General features: G+C 44.4%; 13 protein-coding genes. 2 read left to right on the top strand and 11 right to left on the bottom strand.

Annotated features, from left to right (window positions below):
• The first annotated feature begins 70 nt into the window (after nt 1-70).
• On the top strand, nt 71-688 hold the full coding sequence (locus IPM44_01810) for a hypothetical protein (protein QQS27290.1): 618 nt from the start codon (nt 71-73) through the stop codon (nt 686-688).
• Nucleotides 685-897: a hypothetical protein gene (locus IPM44_01805; GenBank protein ID QQS27289.1), complete on the top strand. Its 213-nt coding sequence runs from the start codon at nt 685-687 to the stop codon at nt 895-897. The genes IPM44_01810 and IPM44_01805 overlap by 4 nt, the downstream gene beginning before the upstream one ends.
• A 409-nt stretch (nt 898-1,306) precedes the next feature.
• On the opposite strand, the gene IPM44_01800 is transcribed toward IPM44_01805, so the two are convergent.
• From IPM44_01800 to IPM44_01750, 11 genes are all read right to left on the bottom strand, one after another.
• Complete coding sequence (locus tag IPM44_01800; GenBank protein QQS27288.1) at nt 1,307-2,686, bottom strand: cysteine--tRNA ligase; 1,380 nt, start codon at nt 2,684-2,686, stop codon at nt 1,307-1,309.
• Entirely contained in the window at nt 2,683-3,267 is a 585-nt protein-coding gene (locus tag IPM44_01795; GenBank protein ID QQS27287.1) for a 3'-5' exonuclease, read from the bottom strand. The genes IPM44_01800 and IPM44_01795 overlap by 4 nt, the downstream gene beginning before the upstream one ends.
• Nucleotides 3,264-3,866: a recombination protein RecR gene (recR, locus tag IPM44_01790; GenBank protein QQS27286.1), complete on the bottom strand. Its 603-nt coding sequence runs from the start codon at nt 3,864-3,866 to the stop codon at nt 3,264-3,266. Before recR ends, IPM44_01795 begins: the two co-directional genes overlap by 4 nt.
• 18 nt (nt 3,867-3,884) lie before the next feature.
• The gene (locus IPM44_01785; GenBank protein QQS27285.1) at nt 3,885-4,172 is read right to left on the bottom strand and encodes a YbaB/EbfC family nucleoid-associated protein; all 288 of its coding nucleotides are present in this window, start codon (nt 4,170-4,172) and stop codon (nt 3,885-3,887) included.
• Nucleotides 4,173-4,235: 63 nt separating this feature from the next.
• On the bottom strand, nt 4,236-5,822 hold the full coding sequence (locus IPM44_01780; protein ID QQS27284.1) for a glycosyltransferase family 39 protein: 1,587 nt from the start codon (nt 5,820-5,822) through the stop codon (nt 4,236-4,238).
• Entirely contained in the window at nt 5,803-6,573 is a 771-nt protein-coding gene (locus IPM44_01775) for a glycosyltransferase (GenBank protein QQS27283.1), read from the bottom strand. The genes IPM44_01780 and IPM44_01775 overlap by 20 nt, the downstream gene beginning before the upstream one ends.
• The gene (locus IPM44_01770; protein ID QQS27282.1) at nt 6,573-8,207 is read right to left on the bottom strand and encodes a glycosyltransferase family 39 protein; all 1,635 of its coding nucleotides are present in this window, start codon (nt 8,205-8,207) and stop codon (nt 6,573-6,575) included. The genes IPM44_01775 and IPM44_01770 overlap by 1 nt, the downstream gene beginning before the upstream one ends.
• Nucleotides 8,204-8,710, bottom strand: coding sequence for a GtrA family protein (locus tag IPM44_01765; protein ID QQS27281.1), 507 nt, complete (start codon nt 8,708-8,710; stop codon nt 8,204-8,206). Before IPM44_01765 ends, IPM44_01770 begins: the two co-directional genes overlap by 4 nt.
• Before the next feature lie 71 nt (nt 8,711-8,781).
• A complete protein-coding gene (gene dnaB, locus IPM44_01760; protein ID QQS27369.1) occupies nt 8,782-10,155 on the bottom strand; it encodes a replicative DNA helicase in 1,374 nt (457 codons plus the stop codon).
• An 18-nt stretch (nt 10,156-10,173) separates the two neighbouring features.
• A complete protein-coding gene (dnaX, locus tag IPM44_01755; protein ID QQS27280.1) occupies nt 10,174-11,589 on the bottom strand; it encodes a DNA polymerase III subunit gamma/tau in 1,416 nt (471 codons plus the stop codon).
• 83 nt (nt 11,590-11,672) lie between these two features.
• On the bottom strand, nt 11,673-12,224 hold the full coding sequence (locus tag IPM44_01750) for a hypothetical protein (protein QQS27279.1): 552 nt from the start codon (nt 12,222-12,224) through the stop codon (nt 11,673-11,675).
• Nucleotides 12,225-12,325 lie beyond the last annotated feature (101 nt).

Below are 12,325 nucleotides of genomic sequence, written 5' to 3'. Positions count from 1 at the left end.
TAGGTGAGCCATAAGGAAATGGTCAGCTCCACCGGAAATCCTGCTGGGGTGAGCGAGTTAGGAGGCTCTTATGACCAAACGATACCTTATGCTCCTTACGGGGGGAATTGGACTATGCCTTGCGGTACTAGTCGGACCGTCTTCGCAAGCTGGAGCCACTGCTCGTGATATCATAGCGGTTCAACATACCGTAAAGACTATCGAGCGGGGGTTTCAAAACACCAGTTCACGCACAATCAACACCCGTGTGGCCAATGCGAGTATGGTCTCTGCTCAGATCCAGCTATCCCCACAGATGGCTACGATCCTTGCGGCCAGCGACCCCAGTGGCACCTTTATGGACTGTGGAATCGTCACCTGCACCGTATACTTCAGTTGGAATCGTACGGTTTGGCTGAATGACCTATTTAATGGCCCAATGAAGCCAAGCAAACAAATTGCTGCCAGTCTAGCTGGCGGAGCTCTGTGTGCATTTATCAGTGGGCCAGCCGGGGCTTTATGTGCTGGCGCGGTGCTTTTGCGCTATTCAACCATCGCCGACCACCTGGAACACAGCATCAAATCAGCCAAGTGCTCGGCTTGGCAATTCAATCGACCAGCTGTACTTCCACTTGGCCCACCTGCACCCATCATAACTATTACTGGTCTCAAGAGCTGGAGCAAGTATAGTGGAAGGACCTGCAAATGAGTGATCACACAAAAACTAGAGCATCGCATTCAATTCTTCTAACTGTAGTTGGTGTAATCCTAGTTGCTTGTAGTGTAATTACCAACATCATCTTCCAGAACGGCGACGAGTACACTAACTGGTATTTGGCGATTGGTATCCCTGGAGTCCTTTTGATCGTCTGGAATGGTCCAAAATGGCTTCACGAATATCGAACACCTCGTAACTAGTGCTATGGGCGGGACAAATATTGTCCTGCCCTATTTTTTACTTCATAATATGGTATAATATACCGTAGTTGTACCTCTCACTTAAGGAGCCCAAATGGAATGGGTCTGGCTCTTGATAGGCTTTGTCATTGGCCGCTTCGGTAAGTTCATCCTTACCCTAACTCTCATACTTATCGCAATCGGTTTCATCTCATCCGTCCTCAATCCAACGTAGTTAGGAGATGCTATGCCGACCTGTGACCGCTGTCACGCCATCACCTCAAAATGCACTACCTGCAAAGGTAGAGGTTGTAACGGTTGCTATAAAGGCCAAGTCTGCTCAGCCTCATGCGCTGGCTCCAATGGTGGTAAGTGGTGGAGTAAGAGCCACCGCTAACCACCTACCGAGTCCTGACTTATCGGGACTCTTTTATTTTGAAAATATCTGCCAAACTATCTGACCACTTGCAGTATCTTCAACCCCCACGCCGAGTTCACTAAGCTGAGATCGCAACACATCGCTTCTGGCGTAATCACTCTTGCTACGAGCTAATTCTCGTTCGTCTAGCAGTTCTTGCACATCTGGTCGAGCTGATACTCGCTCCATTTTCTCTAGAAGATGCAAACCAAAAACTTGATCGGCATGCAGGATAAATTTATATACATCCTCACCACGCCAAGCAGTTGATTCAATCGACGCTAAAATCGCTAAAGCCTTTGGGGTATTTATATCATCAACTAGGGCTCGATCAAAGTTGGCTATTAGCTGACTAACCTTACTATTCTTGCCGAGCTGAGGATTATTGATAACTTTGCTCGCCCACTCGCGCAAACGATTTAGGCGTACTTCTGCTGAGATAAGACCACCATTGGAGTAATCCATCGGTGAGCGATAATGAGCTGATAAAAACATGTAGCGCAAAGCTAATGGATCAGCAATATCATCTAGCTTAACAAAGTTGCCAACACTCTTGGCCATTTTTGCTGACTCAACAGTCAGATGTTCATTGTGAATCCAATATCGAGCAAGTCTGCCACCACATTGAGCTATCTCATTTTCATGATGCGGAAATTTTAAATCTACCCCACCGGTATGAATATCAAACTCGGCCCCCAAAAGATCAGTACTCATCGCCGAACATTCAATGTGCCAACCTGGACGACCGGGGTAATTCTCACCATTTAACTCAAAATCCCACTTTGGCTCATCTGGTCGATGCGCTTTCCAAAGTACAAAATCCCCAACCCCTTGCTTTTGATCCTGGTCATCTATCCGGGCCTTGGTAGTCTCGGCAATATGAGCTAGTCGACCATACTCACCACCTTGCTCAGCATAAGCTTCTAGCGAAAAATAGATGCTACCATTTGCCACATAGGCAATGTTTTTTTGATACAATTCAGCAATAAGCTTCTGCATTTTATTGATATAGTCGGTAGCATGTGGAAAAGCTGAGATATCATCTAGCTCCACGCCAACGTCCTCTAAATCTTGCAAGAATTTAGCTTCGTATTTATCGCCCAACTTCCTCAGTGCTACAGCTGGCTGATCATTAGGATATTGCTGATTGGCACGGGCAATCATCTTATCATCCACATCAGTAATATTCATCACCCAACGCACTTCGTAGCCAGCCACATAGCGCATGACTCGAGCTACAGTATCAGCCATCACAAAAGATCGAAGATTGCCAACATGTACAGCATCATACACCGTCGGTCCACACGAATACATCGCAACTAGACCAGTATCAACTGGTAAGAAAGCCTCTTTTTTATGCGAGAGTGAGTTATATAAAGTTATTTTTTTCATGGTTGCACTCCCGTATCAAATAGTACTGCCCGTAAGACCTCAGCGGTTCTTCGGCAGTCATCTAGGGCATTATGAGCCGATCGATCGGACTGACCGAAGAGCTTAAAAGTCGTTTCACTGCGGATAACATCCGAATGCCCCCGGCTTGATAAGTAACTGTAAGCTAAACTCCAAACATCAAGATGATGATAATCATACATAGTAGCACGTCGCTCAACAGATTGCATCAGCTTGTCTAGCCAGAATTGGTCAAATACCACGTTCCAGCTTGCCAAATACACCTCCACACCAAACTGATCCACAAACCGACCAGCCACCTCTCTGGCCTCGGGTGCCTGACGTAGACGCTCGGCAGTAATATTAGTATGTTCTAACACCCACGGATCAAGCTTATCTGGATCGGCCTGTATATCTGAAATAAAGTAGCTTTCTTCGATAAGAGTTTTGGGGTGCAATAAAACCGCCCCCAGCTGAGTTGGCTGGCCAGGATCTACCACATCACCATGCTCGTTGCGTACAAAGCCGGTCGATTCAAAATCAAATAATAAAACTGGCTTAGAAAAACCACCAAACTTACTCATACTGTAATTTCCGTACGGCCGGCTAAAGCCCGACCCAAGGTAACTTGATCGGCGTATTCAACATCCGCCCCAACTGGCAAACCATGTGCCAGGCGCGTCACTTTAATGTTCTGCGGCGCCAACAACCGCGCTACATACAAGGCCGTAGTCTCCCCTTCAATGGTGGCGTTGGTAGCTAAAATCACCTCGCGCGGAGCCACTACCTGTACCCGCGTTAATAATGAGTCAAGCTTGAGCTGAGCTGGGCCAACCCCATCAATTGGTGACAACACACCATGCAGAACATGGTAGAGCCCCTTATAAGAGCCAACTTTCTCAATAGCAACAATATCCAGGGGCTGAGCTACTACCACAATGCTTGTGCCGTCCCGACTATTGTCCTGACACAGCACACACAACTCATCAGTCGCATAGCTATGACACTGGGCGCAAAACCCCAATCCTTCACGCACATCACCTAGAGCGCTGGCTAACCGTTGCGGGTCGCCGTGACGTACCAAATACATTGTTAGACGCTCGGCTGTTTTCGGGCCAATTGATGGTAGTTTTGCAAATTCATCAACCAACGAGATAATTTGCTGTGGCAGTATCTTAGCCATTCCCCTCCTTTTATATCGCTACATACCAGGCAAGTTGAGGCCACCCAACTTACCCTTCATACGGTCTGCCACTTCTCTCTGCAGGGCACTATTAGCCTGATTAACAGCTGACTCAATCAATTTTTCTAATCGACCAGTATCCTGCACGTCAAACTTCTCCGGATCGAGTTTCACGCTGGTAACTTTTTGCTCTCCATTCATTACAATAACTACTGCGCCATTACCGGCATCAGCCTCAACCTCAACTTTTTTTAACTCTTTCTGAATTTTACGCAACTCATTAGCTGCCTTAATTTGATCTAACATATCTAATATGCCCCTTTCTTATTCGTAAAAAAGCGATACTACTATTGTACCGCGATACAGAATTTACTGCACCTGGTATAGGCGAACTTCCGAAGAATTGGTCTGATATCGATCTAGTTCCGTCCAGTTAACTGGAGTCTCTTGCCAATATGGCTTATCGCCTGGCTTGCCAACTAACCACACTCTTCCACTACCGGGATGAATCTGACTCCAGTCATCGAGATAAATTTTTTCTGATCGATCATATAAAAGCGCTGATTCACCGTAGCCATTTGGTCGTCCGCCAACAGTGTTAAGCTGTAATTGCACATAACTTGGTAAAGCCACCGCCAAATCCTCAAAGCCTTCCGGCAGTGGCGTTTGGCGATTTCTCACATCAAGACACTGCTTGCAGTAGTAGCTAAAGTCAAAGTAGGTGTATAGTTCAGCTGATATAATCTCATCACCAACTTGAAACTTTTGATCAACATAGGTACCAACTTTCCCCATGCTGTGGCTAGCTTGTCGCGCAACATTCATAGCACCAACAACACATACCGCCACCAGTAAACCAAGCACCGTGTAGCCAATCGTTCGCTGGCGTTTAATTAACTCATACACTGCAATACCCATTAGTACAACCAGCCCATTGGCGGCAAAAACTAAATAGCGATCTTGATACACTGGCTTCACAACCGAAACAACTATGGTTAGTAAAATCGGCAAGAAAGTATAGAAATAGAGCATTTTTATCTGTGGCACTTTATTGCGTAGACGCCAAGCCAGATATGAGACACCAGCAAAAATCATTAGTGGTATTAACCAGTAAACCAGTTGTGGCAATTGTCCACCATCGGTAAAAGTTAGATTTTGCCACATACTATTAGTAAAAGTACGTTCGGTTGTTCTTGGAATCCAGCTAATGCCTTGCCCACGGCTAAACTGACCATAAAAGCTTGGCAGCCACGGTGACCACAAGATCAGAATAGCGATATTCGTTATAATCCAATGCCAAGATAACCAAAAACTTTTACCAAACCGCCATCGCCACGGGGTCTCTAGGCTCATCACATAAAGCCAATGTGCCACCACTACTAAAGCTGTAAAATAGTGCGTAAATAATCCTGCTGCCATTAAAAATGCATAAGCTACTAACCAGCGATTATTGTTACGCTTTTCTAGATAGCGAAGCAGCATATAAGTAGCACCAATCGTAAATAACCCCAACAGTCCATACATTCTAGCTTCTTGGCTATAGCGAATTAGGAAGGGTGCCAAAGCCAGCAAGAGCAGGACAATCGTAGCGGATTGACGCGAGAAATAACGCTTAACCAATAAGTAGCAAATAAATATTGTTGCTAGCCCAGCTACGGCACTCATTGAACGGGCGGCCAATTCTGATCGACCAAAAATTTGTGTCCAACCATGCAGGAGTTCATAAAACAGTGGTGGATGTACATCACGAGCCGAGCCAGCCCATATCTCAGCTGGATTACGGGCAATTAACATCATCGTAAAACCTTCATCATGCCAAATACTTGCCTTAGTGATGGTGGCAAAACGTACTACCGTAGCAATCAGCATCAGTGCAGGTACAATAATTTTTTCTTGGGTTAACTGTAGCCAGACTGTCTGTCGAGCTTTACGATTTTTAGTCTTTGTATGCGACATAACGAAAGCTTACTTTATTATATCTACCAATAATAAGCCCCCATTTAATCTTTAATAGATCACCAAATGTCTGGATTGCTACCTTCATAGCACCATTACCAGAAATCTTACTTCCCTCCACAACATCACGCCAATCTGGCACATCAATTAGCTCTATAGGATAGCCCATCTTACGCGCCACTGCCAAAACTTCCATATCAAAGCCCCAGCCAACAATGCGCTGGCGACCAAAAACTTCTTGCGCCGCTGTTCGCTCAAAAACTTTAAAGCCACATTGCGTATCTTTAATACCCGGCACAATTAAGGTTTGAGTGAGCCAGTTACCAAAAGTCGAAATAAACTTACGAATTCCTTTGTGGGATTCACCTAAATTACGCACACAAATACCCACTTTACCCTTTTTCTCAATCAAATCATAAACTTGATCCAAGTATTTTAGTGGAGTTGCCAAATCGGCATCCATAAACATCACATAGTCAGTCTTAGCTGATAGCATTCCATCACGCACCTGCTTGCCCTTACCAACTTTTGGGCCAGTCTGCAAAAACTCATAATGACTAAAGCGCTTACCAGCCGTATCGGCAACTGCCTTTGTTTTATCCGTACTATTGGCATCAACCACCGCAACAATTGCATTATATTTATGCTTTTTTAAATATTCAGCTAGTGTATTGAGAGTTTTGCCAATCCGCTTTTCTTCATTTAAGGTAGGGATTAAAATCGTTAAACGTGGTTCGTGGTTGGTGGTCATTATCGGTTTACCTCAAACGTGTAGTATAAAATTCGATCCGGAAATTGCGGTGAACGAGATTGATTGAGTTTACCTTGTGGATACTTAACTTTTAGCACATCTAAAACACTCTGAGCATGCTGATTGTTTTGTACAACATAAATAGTTGCCTGATCAGAAATCGCAATCGAATCTACCTGATCCCACTCTAATCGTTCCCAGCCAGACCCTCGCTTGAGACCAAAATCAGCATCATTTTTTTGCTTAGTATAATCACCTTTTATGCGAGTTAGATAATCGATGGTACGGATTGAATAGCCATCAACCACCATATACACTTTGGCGTTGGACGTAGTCGCCAACTGAGCATTATAGTAGTTACTAATCGCCACCATGTCATCTGCATAAGCTTCATAGGTACCCGGCGCTCCAGCCCAGGCTCTAAAGTAAGCAAAATAGCTCTGTACAAAAGTTGCTGTCATCAAGAGTAGAATCAGTGCTAAGCCGATATTACGGGCAAGGCTATTGATTGGGAAAATTGCATACCACCGACCGATAAAGTAAGACAGGCCGATGGCTGCCAGTATCATAATTGCCGGGGCACTGCCGATTGAACGCAAGCCATGTGGCAAGCCTTCGGCTGTTAGAGCAGCTGGAAGCATCATGGCGCCAGCAATAAAAAGTAGTGCAAAGTAGCGGGCATGACGCAAGGAATACAATGCCACCAAAACCCCCAGAATAAACATAATGCCTACAAACGTATTGAGATACGGCTCACCTGGCACATTATGTCGAGCGTTATCGTCACCAGTGAAATTATATTGCAATAGAGTCTTTTGGGTACTATCAAGTAAAGTCTGCATAGGCTTACCTTTATTAAGATCTTTATTTAAAAAGCTTGTACCTCCAGCCCTTGCTCCGGCATCTGGGTTCTTAACCGAGTAAAAAATTAACGGCGATAGTACTAATAAGAAAGCAATCAAAGCAGCCGCAATATTCTTTCCCTGCCCCTTGAGCCACTGACGCCTAAACAATGCGATATAACACAGTAGCCCCACCACAGCCGCCAGCATTAACTGATAGGCCGTATAAGTATAAGATCCGAGCCCAAGAAAGATACCGGCTCCGATAAAATAACCAATTTTGCGAGTCTTAATAGCTCGCCCACCCAAATATGCCACCATTGCTACCATCAACGGAGTCATGCTGGCTCTAAAGCCATCGCGTGAAATAATTACCACCCAAGGATTAACTGCTAAAAAGAAGGCTGCAATTAGTCCAACCCGCTGACCAAACCAATCTTTCGCCCAGAAGTAAACTGCAATAATCGCCAATGTTCCCATCAGGGCTGGAGCCATACGGATTGCCAATAGTGTGTTGCCTAATAACTTCACAAAAGCTGCCTGAATGAAGAAGAATAGTGACTCACGCGGACCGTTAGTAGCATACAGAGCGCGAATATCACCTGAAAAAATTCTAAAAATGTCTTGCCCATTAGCTGCCTCATCGGGGTGAAGTCCAGGTGGTAAGCTAGCTAGTGAATAGAACCTAAAAAATACTCCAATCAGTACAATCCCCGCTAAAACTAGCCAGACACCATATTTTTTTGTAAAATTCTGAAACTTCTTTTGCCGTTTGGCTTTCTTTGCGCTCATTGCTTAGCCCCCGATTTAAATACCACTTTCTTATACATCAAATAATTCCAAACTAAACTCGCTCCAGTTGCCACTATCTTAACACCATTAGTCTCCACGAACTGTGCGGTAATACCGGCTGTGCCAATAATATGTGTCCAATTAGCAAAAGCTATTCCTAATTCCACCGGATATCGCCAAACGTCTTCAAATATGTAAAATACAACCCCTTGAATTACAATTAAGCCAAAGGCTGTGATTGGGAAAAACTCTAATGCCTGTCGACCAATATCTTTTTTTTGATTACCACGAAAAACAAAAAGACGATTAGCAAAAAAGCTAAAAATCATCGCCACCATGACGGCTGGGATGTTTGCTACGACATCCGACCAGCCCGTCATATTTTTTACAATGTTTAAAATAATAAAATCTATCAGGGTATTGATAATGCCAACAATACCAAAGCGTCCAACTTGAGCCACTTCTCGCTTGGCATTTTTTGCCACCAGTTTTTGTTCTTTCAAAAGTTTTTCCTTATTTCAAATACTAGTATACGTGACATAGCTGATTTAATGCAATCCAGTTATGCTAGGGATTACTCTAGAGAACTGCCTTCGCGCTTACGATCAAGTGACCGAAACAACATCAGCTCCGGACTAAAGAAGAGCTCCACATCACCAGTTGGTCCATTGCGATGCTTGCGCACCAAGATATCTGAAATATTACGGCGCTCACTCTCCTTATTGTAGTAATCCTCGCGGTAAATAAACATCACCACATCAGCATCCTGTTCAATTGAACCAGATTCACGCAGATCTGAAAGCTGAGGAATCTGTGGATGACGTTGCTCCACAGCTCGCGACAGCTGAGACAAAGCAATTACCGGCACATCCAGCTCACGCGCTAAACCTTTTAGAGAGCGAGAGATTTCAGAAATTTCATTAACTCGACTACCATCACTAGAAGCACGTCCACTCATAAGCTGCAGGTAATCAATAATAATCAGACCCAAACCATGCTCAGTTTGCAAACGGCGTGCCTTGGTGCGCATCTCAAGGGCATTCGCCATAGCTGAGTCGTCAATAAAAATTGGCGCTTCAGCCATCACACCCATCGCTCGATTAAGCTTTTCAAAATCTTTATCTTCTAAATTTCCAGTCCGCAATTTCCAAGAATCAATACCCGACTCTGACGCCAAAAGACGGTCAATTAACTGCTCCTTACTCATCTCCAAAGAGAAAATACCAACAGGAATACCCTCTTTGATGGCCACATGGGCAGCAATATTCATGGCAAAACTTGTTTTTCCCATACTAGGCCGAGCCGCCAGAATAATTAGATCTGAGCGCTGTAAACCAGCTAATAAGCGATCCATCTCCTTAAAACCTGTCGGTACACCGCGTAATTGTTGCTTATCTTTATGGAGCGCATCTAAGCGATCAAAACTATCAGCTAAAACATCCTTGATTGAAATAAAATTTTGCTTTAAATGCTTTTGACTAACCGAGAATAATGCCTGCTCGGCTTCATCCAATAAGCCCTCTAGTTCGCGTGTTTCATCGTGCGCTAAGCCAGAAATAGCATGGCCAGCCACATCAAGTCGACGCAGTGTTGCCTTACCAGCAACTAGCCGAGCATACTCAGCCGCATGGGCAGTAGTAGCTTCACTACCTGCTAACTCTGTTAAGTAAGTCATGCCACCAATATTTTCAAGCTCTTTATTACTTTTTAGATCTTCAGATAAAGTTACTAAATCAATCGGTCGGCGCTTTTCATAAAGCTTCACAAATGTCTCATAAATAATGCCATTACGCCGATCATAAAAATCATCAGCTACCACTATATCGGCCACTTTAATTAGTGAGTCGGCATCTAAAAGTATGGTCCCTAAAAGAGATCGCTCGGCCTGAATGCTGTGAGGTGGCGACAATTTGGCTAGCTCGGCCTCAGTCGGTGGGGGTGGTGGCATATCACGCTTTACCATACCCTAATCCTGCACCACTTCCCCGCCCAATATCTCTATGGCGCTGGCCACCAACTCTTCCTCGGGCTGAGCTGAGACTACCGCTGACTCATCTGTAGCATGCCGAACGATCATCTCAATTGGACGGTTAGCTACTTTTGTAAAAACAGCCTCAATAAACTGCTGGTTTTTGGGCTCTTCAATCCGCTCTTTATGGAAGCGGAAACGACACCGTATAATTAATTTATTTGCTTGCAAAGCTGGGTCACCGGATCGTAAAACTGCATATAAAGAGTTATTTTTAGACTTGATTAACGATAGGGCCTTAGCCGTTATCTTATCGGCACGCAGTATAGCCTCAGGTAAGTCCTGGGCTTTAACTGTAGCTTTTACGGTTCGTCTGGGTGGTACCACATTAATAGATTTGGCAACACTACCCTCCGATACTACACTGCTCGATTCAGTAGACAATCGCCAAACTGCTAATTCTAGCGGTAGAGTTGGAATTGGGACTGTTTTGAGCTCTCGTGCCGCTTGAGTGAATTCAGCCAGCAGTCGAGCCAATTGCTCTCTTGAAAGGTCATCCTCTTTACTGGGTTTTAAAAACTGCTTGCGTGCAATTAGTAATATATGCTCCACTAAGAGCGTAGGCTCAGCGCCACTATTCCACAACTCTTCTAGTATAGATAAAGCACCATTTAGGTCACCTTGTCCAACAGTAACAATCAGCCTACACACAACCGCTTCGTCTCCAATCCCCGCCACTTCGGCTACTAATTGTCGCGAAACTTTACTTTGTGTGCTACCAATCTGATCGAGTAAGCTGAGCGCATCACGAAAACCACCGCCCGATAATTCAGCAATCAATGTTAGAGCATCATCATCAATCTGCATCGATTCAGCTTGTGCGACGGACTGTAAATGGTCCAGCATACCAGATGGTTGAACGGGACGAAAATCATAGCGCTGAGTACGGCTCACCACTGTGTCTGGCAATTTGTGAACTTCGGTAGTTGCTAAAATAAAAATTACATGTGCTGGAGGTTCTTCCAGGGTTTTTAATAAGGCGTTAAAAGCCTCGCGCGTCAGCATATGAGCCTCATCGATAATAAAGACCTTATACTGCAAGCGCGTGGGGGCTGTTGTAATTTTTTCCCGTAACGAACGAATCTCATCAATACCTCGATTTGAAGCAGCATCAATCTCGATGATATCAAGCTCAGCATCAAGAACAGCACTAGCTGGCAATTCATTTACTCGCCGAGCCAAGATCCGTGCCACACTGGTTTTGCCGGTTCCGCGTGGTCCTGTAAATAAATAAGCATGGCTCAATTTCTGCTGAGCTAAGGCTGTCTCTAAAAGTTGCGTGATATGACCCTGACCAACCACATCTGATAAATCAGTCGGTCGATATTCACGATATAGCGCAAAGCGACTCAATTCCCCTCCTCATACTAACTCTCAAAAGTTACTTACTATTATAGCGCTACATTAAACAGCAAGCTAGCACATTAATATGAGCTTTAGCCAATCACAGCTTCAATCGCCGCCCAGGAAGCTGGTCGATCGGCCGGAATAACGACAGTCACTTCATCACCTGGCTGAGCCTTAAAATACGTAACACTAGCAAACAACACATGATAGAGCTTACCACCAGCCTCAACCATGTAGGTGCCATCTTGCAAGGTAACCGCACCTATTAACTTCTTACGTTCAATTGGGCCAATTTGTTTATAGATAAAGCTGCCATCTTCTGAAATTGTGAGCTTCAGAATATCTCCTTCAACAAGCTTTGATTTTGAAGCATAGTTAGCAGGAATGGGATAAGTTTTTTCGTTTGGTCCAACCATGTTTTGACCATCAAAGATACCCTCAATAACTTTTCCACCAAGATGCAAGCTAGTATCGGCTGATGGTGCTGAATGCACAGGTACCGGTGGAGCGTCAGGTAGCTCCTCTGGCTTGATACCCATGGCATCTAACTGCTCATGAATTTTTTGCATATTTTCTTCAGCAGCCTTAAGTTGGCTGGCTAGTTGTAATAATTTAGCATCATTTTGATTGTTCGTTGACATATATTACTCACTTTTTGCTTATTTTTTATAACCCACAGATTCAGGTGGAGTATACCACCTGACCATACATAAATGCAAATATTTTTAATTATTTAAACTAA

The sequence above is a fragment of the bacterium genome (assembly GCA_016700035.1).
GTDB lineage: Bacteria > Patescibacteriota > Saccharimonadia > CAILAD01.
The sequence above is the reverse complement of the archived record's forward strand: the minus strand, read 5'-3'. Positions and strand labels throughout refer to the sequence as shown.